The sequence below is a fragment of the Pseudomonas sp. A39 genome, assembly GCF_058145955.1.
In genome coordinates, this window is record NZ_JBYVMD010000002.1 from 29,856 (window position 1) to 54,527 (window position 24,672).

At 61.3% G+C, this 24,672-nt stretch carries 26 protein-coding genes and 2 pseudogenes; 20 read left to right on the forward strand and 8 right to left on the reverse strand.

Going from position 1 to position 24,672, the window contains the following annotated elements; genetic code table 11:
- Positions 1-5 precede the first annotated feature (5 nt).
- Together catC and catA are read left to right on the forward strand one after the other, a co-directional pair.
- On the forward strand, positions 6-296 hold the full coding sequence (gene catC / locus AC3ZU9_RS01700) for a muconolactone Delta-isomerase (RefSeq protein ID WP_046035183.1): 291 nt from the start codon (positions 6-8) through the stop codon (positions 294-296).
- A gap of 41 nt (positions 297-337) precedes the next feature.
- Positions 338-1,267 (forward strand): catechol 1,2-dioxygenase, encoded by a 930-nt coding sequence (gene catA / locus AC3ZU9_RS01705; protein ID WP_015885861.1) that lies wholly within the window; start codon positions 338-340, stop codon positions 1,265-1,267.
- A gap of 65 nt (positions 1,268-1,332) precedes the next feature.
- Here catA and AC3ZU9_RS01710 read toward each other — a convergent pair whose 3' ends face one another.
- Complete coding sequence (locus AC3ZU9_RS01710; RefSeq protein WP_015885860.1) at positions 1,333-1,806, reverse strand: Lrp/AsnC family transcriptional regulator; 474 nt, start codon at positions 1,804-1,806, stop codon at positions 1,333-1,335.
- 144 nt (positions 1,807-1,950) lie between these two features.
- Here AC3ZU9_RS01710 and kynU point away from each other — a divergent pair, with 144 nt between their 5' ends.
- Both kynU and AC3ZU9_RS01720 read left to right on the forward strand, forming a co-directional pair.
- Positions 1,951-3,201: a kynureninase gene (kynU, locus tag AC3ZU9_RS01715; RefSeq protein ID WP_490090236.1), complete on the forward strand. Its 1,251-nt coding sequence runs from the start codon at positions 1,951-1,953 to the stop codon at positions 3,199-3,201.
- 162 nt (positions 3,202-3,363) lie between these two features.
- A complete protein-coding gene (locus tag AC3ZU9_RS01720; protein ID WP_490090237.1) occupies positions 3,364-4,770 on the forward strand; it encodes an amino acid permease in 1,407 nt (468 codons plus the stop codon).
- On the opposite strand, the gene AC3ZU9_RS01725 is transcribed toward AC3ZU9_RS01720, so the two are convergent.
- A complete protein-coding gene (locus AC3ZU9_RS01725; RefSeq protein WP_122811843.1) occupies positions 4,716-5,612 on the reverse strand; it encodes a LysR substrate-binding domain-containing protein in 897 nt (298 codons plus the stop codon). The two genes, AC3ZU9_RS01720 and AC3ZU9_RS01725, sit on opposite strands and share 55 nt — an antisense overlap.
- 83 nt (positions 5,613-5,695) lie before the next feature.
- On the opposite strand from AC3ZU9_RS01725, the gene AC3ZU9_RS01730 reads away from it, so the two are divergent.
- The 5 genes and pseudogenes from AC3ZU9_RS01730 to AC3ZU9_RS01750 all read left to right on the forward strand — a co-directional run bounded on the left by AC3ZU9_RS01730 (position 5,696) and on the right by AC3ZU9_RS01750 (position 10,104).
- Complete coding sequence (locus tag AC3ZU9_RS01730; protein WP_490090238.1) at positions 5,696-6,463, forward strand: sulfite exporter TauE/SafE family protein; 768 nt, start codon at positions 5,696-5,698, stop codon at positions 6,461-6,463.
- Positions 6,457-6,540 (forward strand): annotated as a pseudogene (locus tag AC3ZU9_RS01735) (NADPH quinone reductase MdaB); the annotation flags it as partial. The gene AC3ZU9_RS01730 and the pseudogene AC3ZU9_RS01735, both read left to right, overlap by 7 nt.
- A gap of 30 nt (positions 6,541-6,570) precedes the next feature.
- Positions 6,571-7,467 carry a LysR family transcriptional regulator gene (locus AC3ZU9_RS01740; RefSeq protein WP_046035186.1) on the forward strand — a complete coding sequence of 299 codons (897 nt, stop codon included), beginning with the start codon at positions 6,571-6,573 and terminating at the stop codon, positions 7,465-7,467.
- A gap of 103 nt (positions 7,468-7,570) precedes the next feature.
- Positions 7,571-8,464, forward strand: coding sequence for an NAD-dependent epimerase/dehydratase family protein (locus AC3ZU9_RS01745; protein ID WP_043205888.1), 894 nt, complete (start codon positions 7,571-7,573; stop codon positions 8,462-8,464).
- Positions 8,465-8,658: 194 nt separating this feature from the next.
- Positions 8,659-10,104 (forward strand): SulP family inorganic anion transporter, encoded by a 1,446-nt coding sequence (locus tag AC3ZU9_RS01750; RefSeq protein WP_015885853.1) that lies wholly within the window; start codon positions 8,659-8,661, stop codon positions 10,102-10,104.
- A gap of 119 nt (positions 10,105-10,223) precedes the next feature.
- Here the strand turns inward: AC3ZU9_RS01750 and AC3ZU9_RS01755 are convergent, their stop codons facing one another.
- Positions 10,224-10,604 (reverse strand): lysozyme inhibitor LprI family protein, encoded by a 381-nt coding sequence (locus AC3ZU9_RS01755; protein ID WP_490090239.1) that lies wholly within the window; start codon positions 10,602-10,604, stop codon positions 10,224-10,226.
- 248 nt (positions 10,605-10,852) lie between these two features.
- On the opposite strand from AC3ZU9_RS01755, the gene AC3ZU9_RS01760 reads away from it, so the two are divergent.
- From AC3ZU9_RS01760 to AC3ZU9_RS01775, 4 genes are read left to right on the forward strand one after another with little or no spacing between them, the layout of a single operon-like run.
- A complete protein-coding gene (locus AC3ZU9_RS01760) occupies positions 10,853-12,202 on the forward strand; it encodes a GntT/GntP/DsdX family permease (protein WP_015885851.1) in 1,350 nt (449 codons plus the stop codon).
- A gap of 26 nt (positions 12,203-12,228) precedes the next feature.
- Entirely contained in the window at positions 12,229-13,089 is an 861-nt protein-coding gene (locus AC3ZU9_RS01765) for a MurR/RpiR family transcriptional regulator (protein ID WP_490090240.1), read from the forward strand.
- 1 nt (position 13,090) lies between these two features.
- A complete protein-coding gene (locus AC3ZU9_RS01770; RefSeq protein ID WP_490090241.1) occupies positions 13,091-14,554 on the forward strand; it encodes an N-acyl-D-amino-acid deacylase family protein in 1,464 nt (487 codons plus the stop codon).
- Positions 14,555-14,583: 29 nt separating this feature from the next.
- The gene (locus AC3ZU9_RS01775; protein WP_010206499.1) at positions 14,584-14,952 is read left to right on the forward strand and encodes a glyoxalase superfamily protein; all 369 of its coding nucleotides are present in this window, start codon (positions 14,584-14,586) and stop codon (positions 14,950-14,952) included.
- Between the two features lie 123 nt (positions 14,953-15,075).
- Here the strand turns inward: AC3ZU9_RS01775 and AC3ZU9_RS01780 are convergent, their stop codons facing one another.
- Together AC3ZU9_RS01780 and AC3ZU9_RS01785 are read right to left on the reverse strand one after the other, a co-directional pair.
- Complete coding sequence (locus AC3ZU9_RS01780; protein ID WP_370636473.1) at positions 15,076-15,939, reverse strand: methyl-accepting chemotaxis protein; 864 nt, start codon at positions 15,937-15,939, stop codon at positions 15,076-15,078.
- A pseudogene (locus AC3ZU9_RS01785) lies at positions 15,931-16,995 on the reverse strand (methyl-accepting chemotaxis protein); the annotation flags it as partial. The gene AC3ZU9_RS01780 and the pseudogene AC3ZU9_RS01785, both read right to left, overlap by 9 nt.
- 251 nt (positions 16,996-17,246) lie before the next feature.
- On the opposite strand from AC3ZU9_RS01785, the gene bamJ reads away from it, so the two are divergent.
- Positions 17,247-17,864, forward strand: a complete 618-nt coding sequence (gene bamJ, locus AC3ZU9_RS01790; protein WP_015885846.1) for a BamJ family beta-barrel-assembly machinery protein — start codon at positions 17,247-17,249, stop codon at positions 17,862-17,864.
- A 192-nt stretch (positions 17,865-18,056) separates the two neighbouring features.
- On the opposite strand, the gene AC3ZU9_RS01795 is transcribed toward bamJ, so the two are convergent.
- The 3 genes from AC3ZU9_RS01795 to AC3ZU9_RS01805 form a co-directional block, all read right to left on the reverse strand.
- Positions 18,057-18,314 (reverse strand): PA4570 family protein, encoded by a 258-nt coding sequence (locus AC3ZU9_RS01795; RefSeq protein WP_003194088.1) that lies wholly within the window; start codon positions 18,312-18,314, stop codon positions 18,057-18,059.
- A 158-nt stretch (positions 18,315-18,472) separates the two neighbouring features.
- Positions 18,473-18,814 (reverse strand): zinc ribbon domain-containing protein YjdM, encoded by a 342-nt coding sequence (locus AC3ZU9_RS01800; RefSeq protein WP_015885845.1) that lies wholly within the window; start codon positions 18,812-18,814, stop codon positions 18,473-18,475.
- Between the two features lie 129 nt (positions 18,815-18,943).
- Positions 18,944-19,912: a polyprenyl synthetase family protein gene (locus AC3ZU9_RS01805; RefSeq protein ID WP_015885844.1), complete on the reverse strand. Its 969-nt coding sequence runs from the start codon at positions 19,910-19,912 to the stop codon at positions 18,944-18,946.
- Between the two features lie 239 nt (positions 19,913-20,151).
- Here AC3ZU9_RS01805 and rplU point away from each other — a divergent pair, with 239 nt between their 5' ends.
- The 6 genes from rplU (at position 20,152) to AC3ZU9_RS01835 (ending at position 24,469) form a co-directional block, all read left to right on the forward strand.
- A complete protein-coding gene (gene rplU / locus AC3ZU9_RS01810) occupies positions 20,152-20,466 on the forward strand; it encodes a 50S ribosomal protein L21 (RefSeq protein ID WP_007950961.1) in 315 nt (104 codons plus the stop codon).
- A gap of 34 nt (positions 20,467-20,500) precedes the next feature.
- Positions 20,501-20,758, forward strand: a complete 258-nt coding sequence (rpmA, locus tag AC3ZU9_RS01815) for a 50S ribosomal protein L27 (RefSeq protein WP_003176049.1) — start codon at positions 20,501-20,503, stop codon at positions 20,756-20,758.
- A gap of 193 nt (positions 20,759-20,951) precedes the next feature.
- Positions 20,952-22,175, forward strand: coding sequence for an Obg family GTPase CgtA (gene cgtA / locus AC3ZU9_RS01820; protein ID WP_015885843.1), 1,224 nt, complete (start codon positions 20,952-20,954; stop codon positions 22,173-22,175).
- Between the two features lie 111 nt (positions 22,176-22,286).
- Entirely contained in the window at positions 22,287-23,405 is a 1,119-nt protein-coding gene (proB, locus tag AC3ZU9_RS01825) for a glutamate 5-kinase (RefSeq protein WP_026013771.1), read from the forward strand.
- Between the two features lie 15 nt (positions 23,406-23,420).
- Complete coding sequence (locus AC3ZU9_RS01830; RefSeq protein WP_015885841.1) at positions 23,421-23,885, forward strand: CreA family protein; 465 nt, start codon at positions 23,421-23,423, stop codon at positions 23,883-23,885.
- Between the two features lie 101 nt (positions 23,886-23,986).
- Positions 23,987-24,469, forward strand: coding sequence for a glutathione peroxidase (locus AC3ZU9_RS01835; RefSeq protein ID WP_043205883.1), 483 nt, complete (start codon positions 23,987-23,989; stop codon positions 24,467-24,469).
- Positions 24,470-24,672 lie beyond the last annotated feature (203 nt).

The following is a 24,672-nucleotide window of genomic DNA, read 5'->3' on the forward strand; positions in this document are numbered from 1 at the left end:
CTGCCATGTTGTTCCACGTAAAAATGACCGTGAACCTGCCCGTCGATATGAACCCCGAGCGCGCTGCCAGCCTCAAGGCTGACGAAAAAGCGCTGGCGCAGCGGCTGCAGGAGCAAGGTAAATGGCGCCACCTGTGGCGCATCGCCGGGCACTACGCCAACTACAGCGTGTTCGACGTCGACAGCGTGCAAGAGCTGCACGACCTGCTGATGCAACTGCCGCTTTACCCCTACATGGCCATCGAAGTGAACGCCCTGTGCCGGCACCCGTCGTCGATCCATGAGGACGACCGCTAGGCCGGTGATGCACCCAATAATGACAAGATGAGGAATGCACCATGTCCACCCGACTGTCCCAGACTGCCCATGCCCAACAGTTTCTCGAAGAAGCCAGCGGCAACCTTAACGACGCCGGCAACCCGCGCACCAAGGCGCTGATCTATAGGATCCTGCGCGACACCGTGAACATCATCGAAGACCTCGACGTGACCCCGGAAGAGTTCTGGAAGGCGGTCAATTACCTCAATGAGCTGGGCAAGCACCAGGAAGCCGGTCTGCTCGCCGCCGGGCTGGGCCTGGAGCATTACCTGGACTTGCTGATGGACGCCGCTGATGAAGAAGCCGGTAAATCCGGCGGCACCCCGCGCACCATCGAAGGCCCGCTGTATGTGGCCGGTGCGCCGTTATCGAAGGTCGAGGCGCGGCTGGACGATGGCCAGGACGACGCGGTGCCGCTGTTCATGCGTGGGCAGGTGCGCGACACCGACGGCAAGCCGCTGGCGGGGGCGATTGTGGACGTGTGGCAGGCCAACACCGGCGGTACGTATTCGTGGTTTGATCCGACGCAATCCGAATTCAACCTGCGCCGACGCATCGAGACCGATGCCCAGGGCAACTACCGATTCCGCAGTATCGTGCCATCCGGCTACGGCTGCCCGCCGACCGGGCCGACTCAGCAGTTGCTCGATCAACTGGGGCGCCACGGGCAGCGGCCGGCGCATATCCACTTCTTCATTTCGGCGCCGGGGCATCGGCACCTGACCACGCAGATCAACCTCTCGGACGACCCGTACCTGCATGATGATTTTGCCTACGCGACGCGGGATGAGTTGATCGCCGAGATTCGCTTCAGTGAGGATCCGCAGCTGGCGCGCGAATTTGGCGTGGAGGGGCGGTTTGCGCAGATTGATTTTGACTTTGAGTTGCAGGTGGCGGATGCCCCGGTGGAGCAGAAGCGCATGCAACGCGTCCGTGCCCTGGAAGATTGATCAACGCGGTCAAAAAGTGTGGGAGGGGGCTTGCTCCCTCCCACATTTGACCCGTGGTGTTGCTGCTACTTACGCACGACCAAGTCGAGCACCTCATCCCGATCCTTGATCTTCTGCAACACAATCTCCGAGCGAATATCCATCACCCCCGCCGTGCGGTTCAGGTGGTTCACGATAAAGTCCGAAAAGTGCTTGAGATTGCGCGCCTGCACCCGCAGCACATAGTTGCTGGCACCGGTGATTACATACGCACTGGCGACTTCCGGCCAGCCCTGCACCTTCTTGATAAACGTCTCGTGCCAATCCTCCACATCCTGGCGCAGGGACAGGTGCACGATGGCCTCCAGCTCGATCCCCAACTGCTCGGCATTCAGCACCGCGCGGTAGCCGCAGATGATGCCTTCGCTCTCCAGCAGACGCAGACGGCGCAGGCACGCGGAGGGCGACAGCGCGACTTTTTCCGCCAGTTCCTGGTTGCTGATGCGGCCATCCTGTTGCAGGAAATGCAGGAGGCGCAGGTCGGTGGCGTCAAGAATCATGGTTAGAATAAATCCGCGTGTTTGGGGGTTAAATTCGAATTTCCTACAGCTTAATTAGCCTGTTGCCCGTCACTTTGCACGAAAATTCTCTAAAACTTCGTTCAAAATTTGGTCCATTCTTACTTATAAAAACCAGGACAGCCCATGACCAATCGAAGCCATTGCCAAGCCCTCGACGCGCAGGACTCGCTGGCGTCATTGCGCAGTCAGTTCGCCTTGCCCGAGGGGGTGATCTACCTCGATGGCAACTCCCTCGGTGCCCGTCCGGTGGCGGCGTTGGCGCGGGCGCAGGCGGTGATTGTCGAAGAGTGGGGCAATGGCCTGATTCGCAGCTGGAACAGCGCCGGTTGGGCGGACTTGTCCCAGCGCCTGGGCAACCGCCTGGCACCGCTGATCGGTGCGCGTGACGGCGAAGTGGTGATCACCGATACCACCTCCATCAACCTGTTCAAGGTGCTCAGCGCCGCGTTGAGCGTGCAGCGTCAACGCCAGCCGAATCGCAAGGTGATCGTCAGCGAGGCGAGCAACTTTCCCACCGACCTGTACATCGCCGAGGGCCTGGCCGAACTGCTGCAACACGGCTATTCCTTGCGCCTGGTGAACAGCCCGGACGAATTGCCCCAGGCCATTGACCAGGACGTGGCGGTGGTGATGCTCACCCACGTCAACTACAAGACCGGCTACATGTACGACATGCAGGCGCTGACCGCCCTGAGCCATGAGTGTGGCGCGTTGAGCCTCTGGGACCTGGCGCACTCGGCGGGCGCAGTGCCCATCGACCTGCATCAGGCCGGTGCCGATTACGCGATCGGCTGCACCTACAAGTACCTCAACGGTGGCCCTGGCTCCCAGGCATTTGTGTGGGTCAACCCGGCGTTGGTGGACCTGGTGCGTCAGCCGCTGTCGGGCTGGTTCGGGCACACCCGGCAGTTCGCCATGGAATCGACTTACGCACCGAGTGCCGGTATCGCACGCTACCTGTGCGGCACGCAGCCGATCACCTCGCTGGCGATGGTGGAATGCGGCCTGGAGATTTTTGCCCAGACCGACATGGCCAGCCTGCGCAGCAAATCCCTGGCGTTGACCGACCTGTTTATTGCACTGGTGGAAGCGCGTTGCGCGGCCCATGAACTGGTGTTGATCACCCCGCGTGAGCATGCCCGGCGTGGTAGCCATGTGAGCTTCGAACACCCTGAAGGCTACGCTGTGATCCAGGCCTTGATCGCCCGTGGCGTGATCGGTGACTACCGCGAGCCGCGCATCATGCGTTTCGGATTTACGCCGCTGTACACAAGCTTTACCGAAGTGTTTGATGCCGTCGAAATCCTGGGCGACATCCTCGACAACCGCACCTGGGACCAACCGCAATTCAAAGTCCGTAACAGCGTCACCTGACACAACGCCGATCAAACTGTGGGAGGGGGCTTGCCCCCGATGGCGTCGGGTCACTCAACCTATAGCTACCTGACACACTGCTATCGGGGGCTTGCCCCCTCCCACAGGGGGTCTGTGTGAATATCCAAACGGTGCAATCACAATAATAAAGGGGCACACCACGTGACCACGCCAGGCAAGGGCTTTGCCGAGATCACCCACCGCGAACTGGGCCTGCGGCGCCAGCTCACTTCCGGCCAGATGAGCATGATCGCCATCGGTGGCGCCATCGGCACCGGGCTGTTCATGGGCAGCGCCTACGCCATCGGTTATGCCGGGCCCAGTGTGCTGGTGAGCTACGCTATCGGCGCGTTGATTACGTTGCTGCTGATGGGGTGCCTGGCGGAGATGACGGTGGCCCATTCCACCTCGGGCTCCTTCGGCGCCTACGCCGAGTTCTACATCAGCCCGCTGGCCGGTTTCCTGGTGCGCTACGCCTACTGGGCGGCGATTGTGCTGGCGGTGGGCGCCGAGGTCACGGCGGTGGCGATGTACATGAAGTACTGGTTCGCCAACGTGCCGGAATGGGTGTGGATCGTGTCGTTTTCCAGCGTGCTGATCCTGCTCAACGCCATCAGCGTGAAGACCTTCGGCAACTTCGAATACTGGTTCTCGACGATCAAGATCAGCGCCATCGTCGGCTTCATCCTCCTCGCCGTGTACGTGGTATTCGGTTCCGGCAACCCGGACTACGGCGTGCAGAACTACACGGCCCACGATGGTTTTTTCCCCCATGGCCTGAGCGGCATGTGGATCGCGGTGATCGTGTCGATCTTCAGCTACCTGAGTGTGGAGATGATCGCGGTGGCCGCCGGTGAAGCGGCGGACCCGGAACAGGCGGTGAAGAAAGCTTTCCGCGCCACCCTCGTGCGGCTGGTGGTGTTTTATCTGCTGACCCTGGCGCTGATGCTGGCCATCGTGCCGTGGAACCAGGCCGGGCAGACCCAAAGCCCGTTCGTCACAGTGATGCAGACCATCGGTATTCCCGGCGCCACCGGGGTGATGAATTTCGTGATCCTGATCGCGGCGCTGTCGGCGATGAACAGCCAGCTTTACATCACCACGCGCATGATGTTCAGCCTGTCCCGCGCCGGCTTTGCGCCCAAGTCCATGGGCGCCTTGAGCAAGAGCGGCATTCCGCTGAACGCGTTGCTGCTGTCCAGCTCGGGCATTGCCCTGGCGACCTTGCTGAACGTGGTGTACCCGGAAAGCTCGTTCACCCTGATGATGGCGATCTCGATGTTTGGCGCGATCTTTACCTGGTTCATGATCTTCCTCACGCACCTGTGCTTCCGCCGTTACCGCAGGCGCCATGGCGGGCCGAAGCTGTCGTTCCAACTGCGGCTGTTTCCCTACAGCACGCTGCTGGGCCTGGTGCTGATGGGCGCGGTGATGGTCACCACCTATTTCACCGAGGCGTTCAAGATGACGTTGGTGTTTGGCGTGCCGTTCCTGCTGATTCTGTCGGCGGTGTACTACGGGTTTTTCCGCAAGGGCAGGGCCAAGGCGTCGAACAAGGCTTTGGCGTAACCGGGCAGATGCTCAAATGCGCGTGCGCAGAGCAGTAGCCGGCGACAGGCCCAGTCCTCCGTGAGCGGCTGGGCCTTGAAGCAGTGCTCTGAGCGCCAACGCTCCAGTGCCGCCTGGGGCACGATACCCAAGCCGGCGCCACGGGCGACCATGCGAATCACCCCATCAAACCCCTCGGCACGGATGCGTGTCTGCAAGCGGAAACCGGCGTGCAGCGCCTGTTCTTCCAGGTACACCGCCAGGGCGCTGTCAGCGGCCAGGCCGACGTAGTCGTGTTGAAGGCTGTCGATGAAGCTCACGTGTTGGGTGGTGAGCGGATGGTCCAGCGGCATGATCAATACCAGCGGGTCATCGCGAAACGGCAGGGTTTGCAGGCCGTGGGTGTCGACTGCGTCAGAAATGATCCCGAGGTCTGCCGTGCCCTGGCGCAAGGCCTGGGTGATGCGCAAGCTCGGCAGTTCCTGCAGGTCGATATCGAGGTTGGGATGCTCGCGCAAAAAGTCCGCCAGCAGTTCGGGCAGGTATTCGCTGAGGGCGGTGGTGTTGCACAGCAGGCGCACCTGGCCTTTGACGCCGTTGGCGTATTCCGCCAGGTCCTGTTGCAGGTGCTCGGCCTGTTGCAGCAACAGCCGGGCGTGACGGGCGAGGGCTTTACCGGCGGGCGTGGGTGTGACGCCACGGCGGCCGCGTTGAAGAAACTCGATACCCAGCGACGCCTCCATTGCACGGATACGCGCACTGGCGGCGGCCAGGGACAAATGACTGCGGGCCGCCCCGGCGGTGATGTTGCCGGTGTCGACGATGTGCAGGTAAAGGCGCAGGTCTATCAGGTCAAAGTGCATGGGCACCAGCCTCAGGCAAAACAAGAGTCTGCCTCAGTATATGGCGCATTTTCCAACGTGCCTCAATGCTCGACAATCCGCCCATGAATACCTTCCTCGCGTTCTACCAACATATCGGCCCCGCCTTGACGCTGCTGGTGATCGGCACCTTCCTGCTGGCCGGTACTGTCAAAGGCGTGATCGGCCTCGGTCTGCCCACCGTCGCCATGGGCCTGCTCGGCCTGGCTATGCTCCCGGCGCAGGCAGCCGCATTGCTGATCATTCCCTCGACCGTCACCAACCTGTGGCAACTGGCATTCGGCGGTCACTTGAGCGCCTTGATCAAGCGCCTCTGGCCGATGCTGCTGCTGATCTTCCTCGGCACCGGGCTTGGCACGTTATGGCTGGGCATGGACGGGGGTGGCTGGGTCGTTCATGCGTTGGGCGGGGCGTTGCTGGTGTATGCACTGAGCGGCTTGTTCCTGCCCTCGTTCAAGGTAGCGCCGCACACCGAACGCTGGCTGGGCCCGCTGTGCGGGGGGATCACCGGCATCATCACCTCGGCGACCGGTGTGTTTGTGATTCCTGCCGTGCCGTATCTGCAAGCCCTCGGCTTGAGCCGTGATCAGTTGGTGCAAGCGCTGGGGCTGTCATTCACCGTGTCGACGCTGGCACTCGCTGCCGGTCTGGCCTGGCGCGGCACTTTGGACGGTGGAGAGCTGAACGCGTCATTGCTGGCGCTGGTGCCGGCACTGTTGGGCATGTGGCTGGGCCAGGTGGTGCGCCAGCGCATCAGTGCGCTGTTGTTCAAGCGCGTGTTCTTCATCGGCATGGCATTGCTCGGCGGCCATCTGCTGATCAGTGGGACGTGATGAAGCGCCCGGCCATCGAGGCTCATGTGGTGCGCTACGAGCAGCATCTGGCGCAGGTGTTCAATTTCTCGGTGTAAGCTGCTGTGAACCGATAACGAGGCGCGCCCGTGAAAGCCCGATCCGATGAGCTACAGATCTTCGTCAGCGTGATTGAATGCGGTTCGATTTCCGCTGCCGCCGAGCAGGTCGGGCAGACGCCCTCGGCGGTCAGCCGCACCTTGTCGCGCCTGGAGGCCAAGCTCGACACCACGCTGATCAACCGCACGACGCGGCGCATGGACCTGACCGAGGAGGGCAAGTACTTCTTCGAACAGGCCAAGGTGATCCTGGCGCAGATGGAGGCGCTGGAAGAGCGCCTGTCGTCGCGCCAGAAGACACCGGCGGGGCGCCTGCGCATCAATGCTGCCGTGCCGTTCATGCTGCATGGGATCGTGCCGTACATCGCCGAGTTTCGCAGCCTCTACCCGGAGATCCTGCTGGAGCTGAACAGCGATGACTTGATCATCGACCTGCTGGAACAGAGCACGGACATCGCCATTCGCATTGGCGCCCTGGCTGACTCCACCCTGCATGCGCGCGCGCTCGGTTCTACGCCGTTGCATATCCTCGCCAGCCCCGAGTACCTCAAGCAACACGGCACGCCAACCACGGTCGCCGAGTTGGCGGGCCACACGCTGCTGGGGTTCACCCAGACCGAAACCCTCAACCACTGGCCGCTGCGCCATGTGGAGGGCGACCGCTGGTTGATCCAGCCCCGCGTGGCGGCGTCCAGCGGCGAAACCGTGCGGCAATTGGCGCTGGAAGGGCAGGGCATCTGCTGCCTGTCGAACTTCATGACCGTCGACGATATTGACGCCGGTCGCCTGGTGCCGGTGCTGGAGGCGTTCAACAGCGGTTATCGCCAGCCGATCCACGCGGTGTTCTATCGCAACTCGCAGTTGGCGTTGCGCATCCAGTGTTTCCTCGACTTTATCCAGGCCAAACTGGCGCGGTATGCCTGCTGATTCGTGATCTGCACGCAAGAGTGAATTGGGCAGCAGGGGCTTATTCGTCAGGGATGAGCCCTTGATACTCAGCGCATCACTTACCCAGTCAGGAGCACTCTCCATGAACGTATTCGTTACCGGCGCCGCCGGTTTTATCGGTGGTTCCATCGCCACCGGCCTGGTCAAGGCTGGCCACACGGTAACCGGCCTGGTGCGCAGCGCTGAGCAAGCGGCTGAGATGACCGCCTTGGGCATCACCCCGGTGATCGGCACCCTTGACGACGACGCCGTGTTGACCGAACAAGCGCAGAAGGCTGACGCGGTGATCAATGCCGCGAGCAGCGACCATCGCGTCGCCGTGGAAACCCTGTTGGCGGCATTGCAGGGCTCGAACAAGCCGTTCCTGCACACCAGCGGTTCGAGCATTGTCGGTGATGCGTCGGGTGGCAAGTCCAGCGATGTCATCTACGTTGAAGACAATCTGCCGGAGCCGACCGTCGACAAGGCTGCCCGCGTGGCCATCGACAACCTGATCCTGGCGGCGGCCCAGGACGGCGTGAATTCAGCGGTGATTTGCAACACCCTGATCTACGGCCACAGCCTGGGCGTGAAGCGCGACAGCGTGCAATTGCCGCGTCTGCTCAAGCAGGCACGCAAAAGCGGCGTGGTGCGCCATGTGGGCAGCGGGCAGAACATCTGGTCCAACGTGCACATTGATGACGTGGTGGCGCTGTACCTGCTGGCACTGACCAAGAACGTGCCGGGCACCTTCTACTTCGTGGAAAGTGGCGAGGCGTCGTTTATCGACATGACCACCGCGATTGCCGAAGCCCTGAACCTGGGCAAACCGCAGGATTGGCCTTTGGCCGACGCTGAAGCCGAGTGGGGCTATGAAATGGCCAACTATGGCTTGGGCTCCAACAGCCGGGTGCGTGGCAAGCATGCCCGTGAGTTGCTGGGCTGGGTGCCGAAGCGTACGTCGGTCGTGGAGTGGATTCGCCACGAAATGGTGTGATGTTCACCTGAGTCCGAGGTGTCGCCATCGGGGGCACGCCCCTCCCACATTTGTTGGCATTCCAAGCGTGGAACTCGGTCAACTGTGGGAGGGGGCTTGCCCCCGATGGGTTCGACTTGGTCTCCCTGACTAGCTCCCCTCGCCGCAATTCCGTACCATTCCCCGCCTTATCCCCCGCATTACCCTGGTACCTCATGAACCTCACCCGTCTGCGCGCCGATGCCCTGGCCGGCCTCACCACGTCTTTTGCGCTGCTGCCCGAATGCATCGCCTTTGCCCTGGTGGCTCACCTCAACCCGCTGATGGGGCTCTATGGCGCCTTTATCATCTGCACACTGACCGCGTTATTCGGCGGTCGCCCTGGCATGGTGTCCGGTGCGGCAGGCTCGATGGCGGTGGTGATCGTCGCGTTGGTGGTTCAGCACGGCGTGGAGTATCTGCTGGCTACGGTATTGCTGGGCGGGCTGATCATGGTCGCCTTCGGCCTGCTGCGCCTGGGCAAGCTGGTGCGCATGGTGCCGCATCCGGTGATGCTGGGCTTCGTCAACGGGCTGGCGATCATCATTGCCCTGGCGCAGTTGGAGCATTTCAAAAGCGGTGAACACTGGCTCACGGGCACGTCGCTGTACGTGATGACCGGCCTGGTGCTGGTGACCATGGCCATCGTCTACCTGCTGCCACGCATCACCCGCGCCGTGCCGCCCGCGCTGGTGGCGATCCTGGGCGTCGGCCTGGCGGTGTACCTGCTCGGCCTGCCGACCCGCACGTTGGGTGACATGGCCCACATCGCCGGCGGCCTGCCGACCTTCGCGCTACCGCAGATTCCGTGGAACCTGGAAACCCTGGGCATCATTGCCCCCTACGCGTTCCTGATGGCCATGGTCGGCCTGCTGGAAACCCTGCTGACCCTCAACCTCACCGATGAGATCACCGAGACCCGTGGCTACCCGGACCGTGAAAGCGTGGCGCTGGGCGCGGCTAACATGGTTTCGGGCGTATTCGGCGGCATGGGCGGTTGCGCGATGATCGGGCAAACCGTGATCAACCTCAGCTCCGGCGGGCGCGGGCGTTTCTCCGGGGTGTTTGCCGGGGTGATGATCCTGTTGTTCATTCTGTTCCTGTCGCCGTTGATCGAGCGCATCCCGCTGGCGGCGTTGGTGGGCGTGATGTTCGTGGTGTCCCAGCAGACCTTTGCCTGGGCGTCGCTGCGGGTGATCAACAAGGTGCCGCTCAATGACGTGCTGGTGATCATCGCGGTGACGGTGATCACCGTGTTCACCGACCTGGCCACGGCGGTGCTGTGCGGGATCGTGATTGCGGCGCTGAATTTCGCCTGGCAACAAGCGCGGGAGCTGTATGCGGATGAGCACCTGGAAGCCGATGGCAGCAAGCTCTATCGCCTGCATGGCACGTTGTTCTTTGCCTCGACCACGCCGTTTTTGAATCAGTTCGACCCGGCCAACGACCCGGACCAAGTGACGCTGGATTGCCGTCACCTGAGTTTTGTCGACTATTCAGCGATTGCCGCCTTGATGACCCTGCGTGAGCGTTACACCAAGGCGGGCAAGCACTTGCGGGTGCTGCATTTGTCCGAGCGCTGCAAGAAGTTGCTCAAGCGTGCCAAGGTTCACCACGACTGATAGAGCCGCTCCCGCATTACCGGGCTGGTCTGCTGAGCGCAGCGCTGCGAAGGTTTTTGGGGCCGCTGCGCAGCCCAGCGGGAGCAAGCTCCCTTGCCACGGGAGGTCGGCTTGTGCAGTTATGGCCCGACCAGGTCTTCCAGCTCTTGGGCGCGGGTTTGGGTCATGTCGAGTACGCAGCCTGAGCCGTTGACCTGGTCGAGGGTGCCGCCGGTGGCGGAGCCTGCGAAACCGCAATTGGCGTCACGGTATTTTATCCACAGGCGCTGCACGTCTTGCAGTTGCTGTTTGCGCGCGCCTTCCTGGGCGGCGAGGGCGGTCTTGTAGGCCCTGTTCAGGCGCGCATCCTGCACCTTGGTTTCCTTGGCGTTGCAACTGACCATGTCTGCGGTCGTGTTGGCGCTGTCCATGCATTTTTTCAAGGCGGCGTTGTCGGCGGCCGAGGCGGTGCCGCAGAGGGCGAGAAGCAGGGCGCTGGCGGCAAGGGCGGTGCGAATCATGGTCGGGGTTCCTGGGCATGAGTGGAGGCGCATTCTATGACTCGATGGCGCACATTGAGTTTCCGGCATCGTCTGATCTTCATGTAAGAACACCCCTCGAATTTTCATACACGGTTGTCGGGCATATCCCATCGCGACACCGCTTGTCCGTGGGCGAAAATTACTTTCATAAAAATTGAAAACACTCCTCGGTAATGATTTATGAGTTTCACAACTCATTCGACGTGACCCTTTCCGAGGAGTACCGCATGGCCGCATCACCGGGCTTCGGGCTATTGGCATACGCTGCCATCGCCATCATTGCTTTGATCGTGCTGATTGCACGTTACCGGCTCAATCCGTTTATCGTCATCACCCTGGTGTCCATCGGCTTGGCGCTGATGGCCGGGATGCCGGCGGACACCATTATGGGCTCTTACGAAGCGGGCGTCGGCAAGACCCTGGGGCATATCGCCCTGGTCGTGGCGCTGGGCACCATGCTTGGCAAGATGATGGCCGAGTCCGGCGGTGCCGAGCAGGTGGCGCGTACGTTGATCAACCGGTTTGGCGAGCGCAATGCGCACTGGGCCATGGTGTGCATCGCCTTCCTGGTGGGATTGCCGCTGTTTTTCGAGGTGGGTTTTGTGCTGCTGGTTCCGATCGCCTTTACCGTGGCGCGGCGTGTGGGCGTGTCGATCCTGATGGTCGGTTTGCCGATGGTCGCCGGCCTGTCGGTGGTGCATGCGCTGGTGCCGCCGCACCCGGCCGCGATGATGGCGGTGCTGGCGTATAACGCATCGGTGGGGCAGACCGTGCTGTATGCGATCCTCATTGGTATCCCCACGGCAATCATCGCCGGCCCGCTCTACGCCAAATTCATTGTGCCGCGCATTCACCTGCCGGCGGAAAATCCGCTGGAACGCCAGTTCATCGACCGCGAACCGCGTACACGCTTGCCAAGCTTTACGCTGACCATGGGCACCATTCTGTTGCCGGTGGTGCTGATGATGATCGGCGGCTGGGCCAACGTGATTTCCACGCCGGGCACCGGTTTCAACCAGTTCCTGCTGTTTATCGGCAACTCGGTGATTGCGTTGCTGGTGGCGACCTTGGTGAGCTTCTGGACCTTGGGTATTGCGCAGGGTTTCAACCGCGAGTCGATCCTCACGTTCACCAATGAATGCCTCGCGCCGACCGCGAGCATCACCTTGCTGGTGGGGGCGGGGGGCGGCTTGAACCGGATCCTGGTGGACGCCGGAGTGACTAACGAAATTCTTGGTCTGGCCCACGCGTTCCACTTGTCGCCGCTGGTGATGGGGTGGCTGTTTGCCGCGTTGATGCGGATCGCCACCGGCTCGGCCACCGTTGCCATGACCACCGCCTCCGGTGTTGTAGCTCCAGTCGCCATGGGCCTGGGTTATCCACACCCCGAATTGCTGGTGTTGGCCACCGGTGCGGGCTCGGTGATCTTTTCCCACGTGAACGACGGCGGCTTCTGGCTGATCAAGGAATACTTCAATATGACGGTGATCCAGACCTTCAAGACCTGGACTGTGCTGGAGACGTTGATTTCTGTGGTGGCATTCGGTCTCACCTACGGCCTGTCTCTTGTTTTATGAGCCTCATTTTGTAACCCGGAGACCCCATGGACATCCTCTACCAGATCCGCGCCCGTCTGGATTCCTTCAGCGCCGGCGAAGGGCGTATCGCCAAGCTGATGCTCGATGATGTGGGCTTTGCCGCGTCGGCCAGCCTGGAGGCATTGTCCCAACGGGCCGAGGTCAGCACGGCCACCTTGTCGCGGTTCGCGCGCAGTGTGGGGTGTAGGGACTTGCGTGACTTGCGCCTGCAATTGGCGCAGGCCAGTGGGGTCGGCAGTCGCTTCCTCGACCCTGCGGGGTTACCGGAGCAATCGGCGTTTCATCGGCAGATCCTGGGGGATATCGAGGCGACGTTGCGGCAGCACTTGTCGGGGTTCAACCAGGCGAGCTTTGTTGATGCGGTCAACCTGCTGGGCAAGGCGCGGATGATCCATGCGTTCGGTATGGGCGGCCCGTCGAGCCTGTGCAGCGATGAGTTGCAGGTACGGCTGGTGCGTCTGGGCTATCCGATTGCCGCCTGTCATGACCCCGTGATGATGCGTGTCACGGCCGCGACCCTGGGGCCGGAGCATGCGCTGATCGTGTGCTCCTTGACCGGCCTCACCCCCGAACTGCTGGACGTGGTGGAACTGGCGCGCAACTACGACGCGCGCATCGTCGCTATCACCCTTGCGGATTCACCCTTGGCGCAACTGACAGATGTGCTGCTGCCGCTGCAACCGGCCGAAACCAGCTTTATCTACAAACCCACGGCAGCGCGCTACGGCATGCTGCTGGCCATCGACCTGCTCGCTACCGAGCTGGCCTTGGCCCTGCCGGACGACAACCAGGAGCGCCTGCGCCGGATCAAGCTGGCCCTGGACGATTATCGCGGCGGCCCTGACAGCCTGCCGCTTGGAGACTGAAATGAAGTACGACACGTTGATACGCCAGGCGCTGATCATTGATGGCAGCAACACGCCCGGCTATGTCGCTGATGTGGGGCTGCGCGACGGGCGCATCGAGACGATTGGCGATTTGTCGACGGCCATGGCCGAGCATGAAATTGATGCCGCCGGCCGCGTGTTGGCGCCGGGTTTCATTGACGTGCACACCCACGACGACACGGTGGTGATCCGCCACCCGCAGATGCTACCCAAGCTCAGCCAGGGCGTGACCACGGTGATTGTCGGCAACTGCGGCATCAGCGCATCGCCTGTGAGTTTGCGCAGCGATCCGCCGGACCCGATGAACCTGTTGGGCACGCGTGAGGCGTTTGCTTACCCGCGTTTTGCCGATTACCGGGCTGCAGTAGAAAGTGCACATCCTGCGGTGAACGTCGCGGCGTTGATCGGCCATACCGCGTTGCGCAGCAACCACATGGACGACCTGCACCGCACCGCCTCGGCGGATGAAACCGCCGCCATGCGCGTGCAGTTGCAAGAGAGCCTCGAAGCCGGCGCCCTCGGTTTATCCACAGGCCTGGCCTACGCCAGTGCATTCAATGCCGAGACCGACGAAGTGCTGCAACTGAGTGAGGCACTCACCGCGTTCGGTGCGGTGTACACCACCCATTTGCGCAGTGAATTCGAACCGGTGCTGGAGGCGATGGACGAGGCGTTTCTGATCGGCCGACATGCCAAGGTGCCGGTGATCATTTCCCACCTCAAATGTGCGGGTGCCGGTAATTGGGGGCGTAGTCCGCAGCTGTTGGCGTCGCTGGAGCGGGCGGCCAAAACCCATCCGGTGGGCTGTGATTGCTACCCCTATGCGGCGAGTTCTTCGACCCTGGACATCAAGCAAGTGACGGACGCGTTTCGTATCACCATTACCTGGTCGACGCCGTGCCCGGCGATGGGCGGGCGCGATTTGCAGGAGATTGCCGCTGAGTGGGACGTTTCGTTGATGGACGCCGCACGCCGGCTACAACCGGCAGGGGCGGTGTATTACGGGATGGACGAGGCGGATGTGCGGCGGATCCTGGCGCATCCGTTATCGATGGTGGGGTCGGATGGTTTGCCTGAGGATCCGTTCCCGCATCCGCGTTTGTGGGGCGCGTTTCCACGGGTGCTGGGGCATTTCAGCCGCGATGTGGGGTTGTTCCCGTTGCACACCGCTGTGCACAAGATGACCGGCTTGTCCGCGGCGCGTTTTGGCCTGGCTGATCGGGGTGAAATCCGCGAGGGACACTGGGCTGACCTGGTGTTGTTCGACCCGTTGCGCGTGCGTGATGTGGCGGACTTCAAGGAACCGCAGCGCGCGGCCGAGGGCATCGATGGGGTATGGGTCAACGGCGTGTTGAGCTACAGCGACGGGCAGGCGAATGGCCAGCGGCCGGGTCGTTTCCTGGCACGCAGTGGGGATTTGCGTCGTGGGTTTTCGTCTCTATAGTGGGCGTTCTCATACACGGAGCGGTCACCATGCACTTAGGAAAAGTCACCCCCATTCTGCGAATTTTCGACGAGGCCAAGGCCTTGGAGTTCTACGTCGACTTCCTGGGGTTCAAAGTGGATTGGCAGCATCGTTTCGAGGCGAATTTCCCGCTGTATTTGCAGGTGTCGCTGGGCGAATGTGTGCTGCATTTGACTGAGCACCATGGCGATGCCTCGCCGGGTGCGGCGGTGCGGATTCAGGCGCAAGGCGTGGATGCCTATCAGCAGCAGTTGGCGGGCAAGGACTATCGGTATGCCAAGCCCGGGGTTGAGGAAACGCCTTGGGGATCGCGGGAGATGAGCATCAAGGATCCATTTGGAAATCGGGTGGTGTTTGTCGAGGAAGGCGAGGGCTGAAGGGCAAATCGCAGGCAATAAAAAACCGCCTGTGTAGGGCGGTTTTTTTGCAATCCCCGTGAGTGGCTGGGGTTGTTTGCCTGTGGCGAGGGAGCTTGCTCCCTCGCCACAGGGATTGCGGTTTTATACCCGGAAGTGACTGACCATCTGCTGCAGTTGGCTACCTAACCGCGCCAGTTCCACACTCGACTTGGCCGTCTCATCGCTCGCCGTAGCAGTCTGCTCCGACACATCACGCACATTCACAATGCTGCGGCTGATCTCTTCCGCCACGGCGCTTTGCTGTTCTGCGGCGGCGGCGATCTGCTGGTTCATCGACTGGATGTTCGACACCGTACGGGTGATGTTCTCCAGCGACACACCGGCCTTGCGCGTCAGCTCAACGCTGCTGTCGGTGAGGCTGCGGCTGTTGTTCATCACGTTGGCCACTTGCTGGGTGCCGTTCTGCAAGCCGGCGACCAGGCCTTCGATTTCCTCGGTGGATTTTTGCGTGCGTTGGGCCAGGCCGCGCACTTCGTCAGCCACCACAGCAAACCCACGGCCGGCTTCACCGGCACGCGCCGCTTCAATCGCCGCGTTGAGGGCCAGCAGGTTGGTCTGTTCGGCCACAGCCTTGATCACGTCCATCACGCTGCCGATCTTGTTGCTCTCTTGTTGCAGGTGGGTCATGGCGTCGGTGGAACGGGCCACTTCCGCGGCCAGGCGCTCGATCTGAGCGATGGCTTCAGCGACCACTTTGTCGCCTGCGCGGGCTTGACCATCGGCATCTGCGGCGGCCAGGGACGCCTGTTCGGCGTTACGCGCGACTTCCTGCACAGTGGCCGTCATTTCGTGCATCGCGGTGGCGACCTGATCGGTCTCGATCTTCTGGCTGTTCACGCCGGCGCTGGTTTGCTCGGTCACCGCCGACAACTCTTCAGCGGCGCTGGCAATCTGCGTCACGCCGTCGCGAATACCGCTGATCAATTCGCGCAGGGTAGTGCCCATGCGCTGGATGCCTTGTTGCAGCACGCCCAGTTCATCACGGCGTGTGACTTGGATGTTGTGGCTCAAGTCGCCGGAGGCAATGCGTTCTACCACGGCCAGGGTTTCCTGGATCGGTCGGGTGATCTGGCGGGTGATGACCCATGCGGCGATGACGCCAACCAGCAGGGCCAGCAAGGTGCTGATCAATTGCAGGCTACGGGCCTGGGCGCTTTCGGCATCGCGGCGGTTCAGTTGAATTTCGTACAGCTTGTCGCTGATGGTGACGATGTCGGCACCCTGTGTGGTCATCTCGGCACGGGCGGTGACGATGTTGGCGTTGGCTGCCTTGTAGTTCTGCACGGCCGTGCGGTAGGCGCCAAGGGCGGTTTCAAGCGCAGTCAAAGCGCTTTGCTCGCTCGCACCGAATACGGCGCTGAGACCTTTCAAGCCACTGATGGCTTTTTCAATTTGTGCGGCGGCACGGGCTTCGGTGTCCGGGCTGACGTTGGCGATGTAGCCACGCACTTCATAGCGGGCCAACATGAACTCTTCTTTGGCTCGCGTCACGGCCTGGAATTGGCTGAAACGCTCCGGGCTTTCGGGCATCTGCTGCACTTTGGTGTCCAACGCTTCGATCTGTGCGTTGGCGATATCGGCCTTGTCGCCCATCACCTGGCGAGAGGCATTGCCGTTACGGTAGGCCTCACGCATTTTGTTCAGGGACTGTTGATAGGCGGTGATGACGCCTTTCTGCTCGTTGAGCAGCTTGAGGTTTTCCGGGCTCTTGAAGCTGTCCAGGAGTTTCTGTTGCTGGGCCGCGAAAGCATCCAGGCTGGTCTGTACATTCTGGGCCACGGCTTCGTCGCCGTTGGCGAGCATGTATTGCAGGCGCACGATTCGCAGTTTGGTCAACGATGCGTTGAGCTGGGTGATATCGCTCATCCAGTTACTGCGGTCGATCAGGCCGCCGAGGCTGGTCCAGCCGGTGAGGGCCAGGATCGAGGTGAGGACCAGCACCAGGCCGAAGCCCAGGCCGAGTTTGAGGTTGACGCTGATGTTGCCGAACCAGCTGTTCATTGAATGCTCCGCAAGAAAAATGGGGGTGTGCTGGACGGTTATTGATTTTGGAGCCAGCTGCTGTGTAGGGCTGTATCGGCGACAAGAGATGAATCTGAAATGCTATTTCGTCGCAGAGCGACGAAGGGGTGCCAGCGCGGTGGCTGACGGGGGAGGGGGCTGATCATGGGCGGGTCTTGTGTGCTAGTCTGCGGGCCCTTTTAGTTCTGGATGGCGCGGGAAACCGTGCTGTCCTACAGCGGAGCCTCTTCATGTCCGAAGTTAATCTGTCCACCGACGAAACCCGCGTCAGCTACGGTATCGGCCGTCAGTTGGGCGACCAACTGCGCGACAACCCACCACCGGGCGTCAGCCTGGACGCGATCCTCGCTGGCCTGACCGACGCATTCGCCGGCAAGCCAAGCCGTGTCGACCAGGAACAAATGGCCGCCAGCTTCAAGGTGATCCGCGAAATCATGCAAGCCGAAGCGGCCGCCAAGGCTGAAGCGGCGGCTGGCGCTGGCCTGGCATTCCTGGCTGAAAACGCCAAGCGTGATGGCATCACCACCCTGGCTTCCGGCCTGCAATTTGAAGTGCTGACGGCCGGTGACGGCGCCAAGCCGACCCGTGAAGACCAAGTGCGTACTCACTACCACGGCACGCTGATCGATGGCACTGTGTTCGACAGCTCCTACGATCGCGGCCAGCCTGCAGAATTCCCGGTGGGCGGCGTGATCGCCGGCTGGACCGAAGCCCTGCAACTGATGAATGCCGGCAGCAAATGGCGCCTGTACGTGCCGAGCGAACTGGCTTACGGCGCTCAAGGCGTTGGCAGCATCCCGCCGCACAGCGTTCTGGTGTTTGACGTCGAGCTGCTCGACGTTCTGTAAGACCTGCTGATTTCTGTGGGTGTTGGGCTTGTGTGGGAGCGGGTTTGTTGTGGCGAGGGCGCATGCCCCCGCTCGGCTGCGCAGCAGTCGTCGGCAGTTAGGGGCGCTTCGCACCCCAGCGCAAGCAAGCGTGCTCGCCACAACAAGCCCGGTCCCACATAAGGCCCGTACTCACAGAATGTGCGTGGTGGTTCATGGATGGAACTTGCCGTTCAGCTCCGTCGCCGGGCGCAACGCTCGGGCATAGCAGAACAGAAACAGATTACGCACCACCTCCTTCAGCACCCCAGGTTCACTCGAGCTCAGCCCGTTGACGTCCAGGTCGCCCTGGTCCTGCAGTTCATTCAGCGCTTCTTCTTCCAGTACCGCACAGACTTCACCGGTTTCCCGATGCAGGATCCGCAGGTAAGGGTGTGGGCGGTCCAGCCAGGCATCGATCAAATAAGTCATGGTCGTTCTCCTTGATGAGTTCAATGAGAATAATTCTTATTCGTAGAATAGCAAGTGCCTATTGGCGGTTTGTGTTTTTTTCTGTGTGGATATTGCGTTCGATCAACGGGGAGGGCGAAACGCCATCCCGCGGCGGGCGCGGGATGGAAGCAACAGGTTCAGACTTTACGCACGAACTCGGACTTGAGCTTCATCGGGCCGATACCGTCGATCTTGCAATCGATATCGTGGTCGCCGTCGCACAGGCGGATGTTCTTGACCTTGGTGCCGACCTTGACCACCAGGGAGGTGCCCTTGACCTTGAGGTCCTTGATCACGGTGATGGTGTCGCCGTCCTGCAGGACATTGCCCACAGAGTCTTTCTTCACGGTTTCGTCGCTGGCCGTGTCGGCCTCGCCGCTGGCGGACCACTCATGGGCGCATTCCGGGCAGATCAGCTGGGCGCCGTCTTCGTAGGTGTATTCGGAATTGCATTTCGGGCAGGGTGGCAACGTGCTCACTACAGCTCCTTGAAAGTCAGGATGGCTAAAAGTCGCACATTATATAGGGAATTGAGCCAAGGCAGGGCGTGGTCTTGGATAGGTAATACAAACTAAATGCGGGAGGGGCTTGCCCCCTCCCACATTATTTTAGTGCGTACGCGCGACCGCAAACTCGCTCAGCTCAACCAGGGCGTCCCGGTATTCGCTGGCTGGAAGGGCTTCCAGGCACTTGATCGCACGGGCCACGTAATCGCGTGCCAGTTGCGCGGTGTACTCCAGGGAACCCGACGCTTCGACAGCGGCACGGATGGCCTCCAGGTCTTCGATCCCGCCTTTCTGGATCGCCTTGCGCACCAGGGCAGCCTGTTCCGGCGTACCTTCGCGCATGGTGTAGATCAGCGGCAAGGTCGGCTTGCCTTCGGCCAGGTCGTCACCGACGTTCTTGCCCAGGGTCTCGGCATCGCCACGGTAGTCGAGCAGGTCGTCCACGAGTTGGAAGGCCACGCCCAAGTGATCACCAAAGGTGCGCAGGGCTTCGGCCTGTTCGACCGTTGCGCCGCACAGCGCGGCGGCGCTGTGGGTGGAGGCTTCGAAGAGCATCGCGGTTTTGCCGCGAATCACTTCCATGTAGGTTTCTTCAGTGGTGCTGGCGTCGCGGACCTTTGACAGTTGCAGCACTTCGCCTTCAGCGATGATGCGCGTGGCCTGTGAAAGAATCTTCATCACCGGCATCGAGCCGAGTTCAACCATCATTTCGAATGAGCGCGAGTACAGGAAGTCGCCCACCAGCACGCTAGGGGCGTTGCCCCACATGGCATTGGCGGTCTCGCGGCCACGGCGCATGCCGGACATGTCGACCACGTCGTCATGCAGCAGGGTCGCGGTGTGCAGGAATTCGATAGTGGCCGCCAGCAGGCGCAGGTCATCACCTTCGCGGCCCAGGGCCTTGCCACACAGCAACACTAATAAAGGACGCAGGCGCTTACCGCCCGCCGACGTAATATAGTCGCCAATTTTGGAGACCAGCGGCACTTTAGAAGTCAGCTGCTTCTTGATGATGCCGTCGACGGCGCTAAAATCGTCCGCGACCGCGCGGTAGAAAGCTTGGGGTTGCATCAGCGACAGTCGCTCCAGAAGGGTTGCGCGGCATGCTAGGACCCAGGCCCCCGGGTGTCAAGGCGCGATAGACGGCCACTTGCAAGCCTCCCATAGCTTGCGTACAATCGCGCACCCTGAACTTCCTGGGCAGCACCTGCCTTACGCAATTGCATTCGGGACGTCCATCCCATGCAGCCATGCCAGCCAATACCTCTTCTTATAAAGCGCTGGGTGAGCAGGATTATCGGAGAAATACCATGTCGTACGCAGTAATTGTTACTGGTGGCAAGCAATACAAAGTCGCCCCAGGTGAATACCTGAAGATCGAAAAACTGGAAGTCGCTACCGGCGAATCCGTTACTTTTGATCGCGTTCTGTTGGTCGCCAATGGCGATGACGTGAACATCGGCGCTCCAGTTGTTGCTGGCGCTACCGTTGTGGCTGAAGTGATCTCCCAAGGTCGTCACGATAAAGTCCGCATCATCAAGTTCCGTCGTCGTAAGCACCACATGAAGCGTATGGGCCACCGCCAGTGGTACACCGAGATCAAAATCACCGGTATTCAGGCTTAATTTCAGCCTAATTCCTCACTAGGAGAATTGACTCATGGCACACAAAAAAGCTGGTGGTAGTACCCGTAACGGTCGCGACTCAGAAGCCAAACGCCTTGGCGTGAAGATGTATGGCGGCCAGAAAATCATTCCGGGCAACATCATCGTGCGTCAGCGCGGCACCCAATTCCACGCCGGTTACGGTGTTGGCATGGGTAAAGATCACACCCTCTTCGCGAAAATCGAAGGCGTGATCAAGTTTGAAGTAAAAGGCGCTTTCAACCGCCGTTACGTGAGCGTTGTCGCAGCTTAATTGCGAGATCGCTGGAAAAGCCCTGTCTTGCGACGGGGCTTTTTCGTTTGTGGGGTGAGTCTCTTGCAAAGCTGTTTGTAATGGGCTCAAGCGCTGGATTTGCGGTCGTTGATTGAGGTCGCTGCGCTCATTTTTGCAAGAGTCTTATGTCTTGGTTTCTTAAGCTCGTCCGTGCGGCGAGAGGCGTTTTGTTATGAAGTTCGTTGATGAAGTTTCCATCCGAGTAAAAGCAGGCGACGGCGGTAACGGTTGCATGAGTTTCCGTCGCGAAAAATTCATCGAAAACGGTGGCCCAAACGGCGGTGATGGCGGTGACGGCGGTTCCATCTACATGATGGCCGACGAAAACCTCAACACCCTGGTCGACTATCGTTACACCCGGCACTTTGATGCCGAGCGTGGCTCCAACGGCGGCAGCACCGACTGCACCGGTAAAAAAGGCGAAGACCTGGTACTGCGCGTGCCGGTCGGCACCACGATCATCGACTCCGCTACCCAGGAAGTGATTGGCGACCTGACCAAGGCCGGCCAGAAACTGATGGTTGTGCAGGGCGGCTGGCACGGTCTGGGTAACACCCGATTCAAGTCCAGTACCAACCGTGCACCGCGCCAGACCACGCCAGGCAAGCCGGGCGAGCAGCGTGACCTCAAGCTGGAAATGAAAGTGCTCGCCGACGTGGGCCTGCTGGGCCTGCCGAACGCCGGCAAAAGTACCTTCATTCGCTCGGTCTCGGCTGCCAAGCCAAAGGTTGCCGACTACCCGTTCACCACCCTGGTACCCAACCTGGGCGTGGTCAGCGTCGACCGCTGGAAAAGCTTCGTGATCGCCGACATTCCCGGCCTGATCGAAGGTGCCTCCGATGGCGCCGGCCTGGGCATCCGCTTCCTCAAGCATTTGTCGCGCACCCGTTTGCTGCTGCACCTCGTGGACATGGCGCCGCTGGATGACACCAGCGCCCCGGACGCCGCCGAAGTGATCGTGAGCGAACTGACCAAGTTCAGCCCGGCCCTGGCCGAGCGTGATCGCTGGTTGGTGCTGAACAAGTGCGACCAGATCCTCGAAGAAGAACACGAGGAGCGCGTCAAGGAAATCGTCGATCGCCTGGAATGGACCGGCCCGGTCTACGTGATCTCGGCCATCGCCAAAGAAGGCACCGAGCGCCTGACCCGCGACATCATGCGCTACCTCGAAGACCGCGCCGACCGCCTGGCGGCCGACCCGGTATTCAAGGCCGAACTCGCCGAGCTTGACCAGCAGATCGAAGACGAAGCCCGTGCCCAGCTGCAAGCCCTGGACGACCAGCGTGCCCTGCGCCGCAGCGGCGTGAAGTCGGTCCACGACATCGGCGACGATGATTGGGACGAAGAAGACGTGGATGATGAAGACGGTCCGGAAATCATTTACGTGCGTGACTGATCCGTTGCGATAAACTTGAACGCCGCTCCTTAGAGAGCGGCGTTTTAGTATCCGGGTTTAACGTTATGGGCGGCGCTGGGTCGCGCAACCCTCAATCTAAGGTTGAAGATGATGCGGAGCAAAGTGACAGGTGCGCAGCGCTGGGTCGTAAAGATCGGCAGTGCGTTGCTGACGGCGGATGGCAAGGGGCTGGATCGCGCAGCCATGAGCGTCTGGGTCGAGCAGATGGTGGCCTTGCATGAGGCCGGTGTTGAGTTGGTGCTGGTGTCGTCCGGGGCGGTTGCCGCCGGGATGAGCCGCCTCGGCTGGACCGCGCGACCCAGCGCGATGCACGAACTGCAAGCTGCCGCCGCCATCGGCCAGATGGGTCTGGTGCAAGCCTGGGAATCCAGCTTTGCCGAGCACGGCCGCCACACGGCGCAGATCCTGCTGACCCACGACGACCTGTCCGACCGCAAGCGCTACCTCAATGCCCGCAGCACCTTGCGCGCGCTGGTGGAGCTGAAGGTGATCCCGGTGATCAACGAGAACGACACCGTGGTCACCGACGAAATCCGCTTCGGCGACAACGACACCCTGGCCGCCCTGGTTGCCAACCTGGTGGAAGCTGACCTGCTGGTGATCCTCACCGACCGCGACGGCATGTTCGACGCCGACCCGCGCAACAACCCCGACGCCCAGCTTATTTATGAAGCGCGCGCCGATGACCCGGCGCTGGATGCCGTGGCCGGCAGCGTTGGCGGCGCCCTGGGCCGTGGTGGCATGCAGACCAAGCTGCGCGCAGCGCGCCTGGCCGCACGCTCTGGTGCCCACACGATCATCGTCGGTGGGCGCCTGGAGCGCGTGCTGGATCGTCTCAAGGCCGGTGAGCGCATCGGCACGCTGCTGTCGCCGGAACGCGGCATGCTCGCCGCGCGCAAACAATGGCTGGCCGGTCATCTGCAAACCCGTGGCACCCTGGTGCTGGACGATGGCGCGGTATCGGCCTTGTCCCAGGGTAACAAGAGCTTGCTGCCGGTCGGCGTCAAGTTGGTGCAGGGCAGTTTCCGCCGTGGGGAAATGGTGGTGTGCGTGGCGCCGGACGGTCGTGAGATTGCTCGCGGCCTGGCCAACTACAGTGCCCTTGAAGCGCAGAAAATTATTGGACAATCGTCCGACGCGATTGTCGGACTATTAGGCTACATGGCGGAACCGGAACTGGTGCACCGCGATAACCTGATCCTGGTCTAACCAAAGGAATACACAATGCGTGTCATGAAGGGATTGCTCGGCCTGCTGCTGGCCATGCCGCTGCTGGCCTCGGCCGAAGAAATTGGCCAAGTGTCCACGGTGTTCAAGTTTGTCGGCCCCAACGACCGCATTGTGGTCGAGGCCTTCGACGACCCCAAGGTTGACGGCGTGACGTGCTACCTGTCCCGCGCCAAGACCGGCGGTGTCAAAGGCGGCCTCGGCCTGGCCGAAGACCGCGCTGAAGCCTCGATTGCCTGCCGTCAGGTGGGCCCGATCCGCTTCAAGGGCGAGCTCAAGGACGGTGACGAAGTGTTCAAGGAGCGCACCTCGCTGGTGTTCAAGACCATGCAAGTGGTGCGCTTCCTCGACAAGAAGCGCAATACGCTGGTGTACCTGGTCTACAGTGACCGCCTGATCGAAGGCAGCCCGCAGAACGCCGTGACGGCCATTCCGATTTTGCCCTGGCCGACCGCTCAGTAACCCGCAGGCGAGTTTTGCAATCGGCGTCTATGATTGCAGGCTTGCGGGTTGTAATCTCGAAGGGCCGCAATGCGAAGAACATGGGATATCTGGAGTTCGTCATGAGTGCTTTCCACGACCTGAAACTCAAAGCTTTGGACGGACAAGAGCTGCCGCTGGCGCCCTTCAAGGGGCAAGTGGTGCTGGTGGTCAACGTAGCCTCCAAATGTGGTTTGACCCCGCAATACGCTGCGCTGGAAAACCTCTACCAGCAGTACAAGGCCCAGGGATTTACCGTGCTCGGCCTGCCGTGCAATCAATTTGCAGGCCAGGAGCCGGGTACCGAAGAAGAGATCCAGCAGTTCTGCAGCCTGAACTACGGGGTGACGTTCCCGCTGGGCAGCAAGCTTGAGGTCAACGGCCCCGATCGTCATCAGCTGTACCGCCTGCTGGCGGGCGAAGGCGCCGAGTTTCCTGGGGATATCACCTGGAACTTCGAAAAATTCCTGCTGGGCAAGGATGGGCGAGTGCTCGCACGCTTCTCCCCGCGCACCGCGCCGGATGACCCCACGGTCGTCCAAGCCATTGAGAAAGCCCTGGCCTGAACACGTCCGGGAGGCTTTTGTGGTGAGCGGGCTTGCCCCGCGCTGGGTGGCGAAGCCGCCCTAAAATCAGACGCCGCATTTCTAGACAGAATGCGGCGTTTTTACTGGGGCGGCTTCGCCACCCAGCGCGGGGCAAGCCCGCTCACTACAGGTCAGCGGCAACCGGGCTCTGCCGCTTTTACCCCTTAATCACTCAGATCAAT

Bases quoted from the DNA above. Each gene is read 5' to 3' on its own strand.
- catC (WP_046035183.1), top strand. From the start codon at position 6: ATGTTGTTCCACGTAAAAATGACCGTGAACCTGCCCGTCGATATGAAC.
- catA (WP_015885861.1), top strand. From the start codon at position 338: ATGTCCACCCGACTGTCCCAGACTGCCCATGCCCAACAGTTTCTCGAA.
- AC3ZU9_RS01710 (WP_015885860.1), bottom strand. From the start codon at position 1,806: ATGATTCTTGACGCCACCGACCTGCGCCTCCTGCATTTCCTGCAACAG.
- kynU (WP_490090236.1), top strand. From the start codon at position 1,951: ATGACCAATCGAAGCCATTGCCAAGCCCTCGACGCGCAGGACTCGCTG.
- AC3ZU9_RS01725 (WP_122811843.1), bottom strand. From the start codon at position 5,612: ATGCACTTTGACCTGATAGACCTGCGCCTTTACCTGCACATCGTCGAC.
- AC3ZU9_RS01730 (WP_490090238.1), top strand. From the start codon at position 5,696: ATGAATACCTTCCTCGCGTTCTACCAACATATCGGCCCCGCCTTGACG.
- AC3ZU9_RS01745 (WP_043205888.1), top strand. From the start codon at position 7,571: ATGAACGTATTCGTTACCGGCGCCGCCGGTTTTATCGGTGGTTCCATC.
- AC3ZU9_RS01750 (WP_015885853.1), top strand. From the start codon at position 8,659: ATGAACCTCACCCGTCTGCGCGCCGATGCCCTGGCCGGCCTCACCACG.
- AC3ZU9_RS01755 (WP_490090239.1), bottom strand. From the start codon at position 10,604: ATGATTCGCACCGCCCTTGCCGCCAGCGCCCTGCTTCTCGCCCTCTGC.
- AC3ZU9_RS01760 (WP_015885851.1), top strand. From the start codon at position 10,853: ATGGCCGCATCACCGGGCTTCGGGCTATTGGCATACGCTGCCATCGCC.
- AC3ZU9_RS01765 (WP_490090240.1), top strand. From the start codon at position 12,229: ATGGACATCCTCTACCAGATCCGCGCCCGTCTGGATTCCTTCAGCGCC.
- AC3ZU9_RS01770 (WP_490090241.1), top strand. From the start codon at position 13,091: ATGAAGTACGACACGTTGATACGCCAGGCGCTGATCATTGATGGCAGC.
- AC3ZU9_RS01775 (WP_010206499.1), top strand. From the start codon at position 14,584: ATGCACTTAGGAAAAGTCACCCCCATTCTGCGAATTTTCGACGAGGCC.
- AC3ZU9_RS01780 (WP_370636473.1), bottom strand. From the start codon at position 15,939: ATGGGCACTACCCTGCGCGAATTGATCAGCGGTATTCGCGACGGCGTG.
- bamJ (WP_015885846.1), top strand. From the start codon at position 17,247: ATGTCCGAAGTTAATCTGTCCACCGACGAAACCCGCGTCAGCTACGGT.
- AC3ZU9_RS01795 (WP_003194088.1), bottom strand. From the start codon at position 18,314: ATGACTTATTTGATCGATGCCTGGCTGGACCGCCCACACCCTTACCTG.
- AC3ZU9_RS01805 (WP_015885844.1), bottom strand. From the start codon at position 19,912: ATGCAACCCCAAGCTTTCTACCGCGCGGTCGCGGACGATTTTAGCGCC.
- rplU (WP_007950961.1), top strand. From the start codon at position 20,152: ATGTCGTACGCAGTAATTGTTACTGGTGGCAAGCAATACAAAGTCGCC.
- rpmA (WP_003176049.1), top strand. From the start codon at position 20,501: ATGGCACACAAAAAAGCTGGTGGTAGTACCCGTAACGGTCGCGACTCA.
- cgtA (WP_015885843.1), top strand. From the start codon at position 20,952: ATGAAGTTCGTTGATGAAGTTTCCATCCGAGTAAAAGCAGGCGACGGC.
- proB (WP_026013771.1), top strand. From the start codon at position 22,287: ATGCGGAGCAAAGTGACAGGTGCGCAGCGCTGGGTCGTAAAGATCGGC.
- AC3ZU9_RS01830 (WP_015885841.1), top strand. From the start codon at position 23,421: ATGCGTGTCATGAAGGGATTGCTCGGCCTGCTGCTGGCCATGCCGCTG.
- AC3ZU9_RS01835 (WP_043205883.1), top strand. From the start codon at position 23,987: ATGAGTGCTTTCCACGACCTGAAACTCAAAGCTTTGGACGGACAAGAG.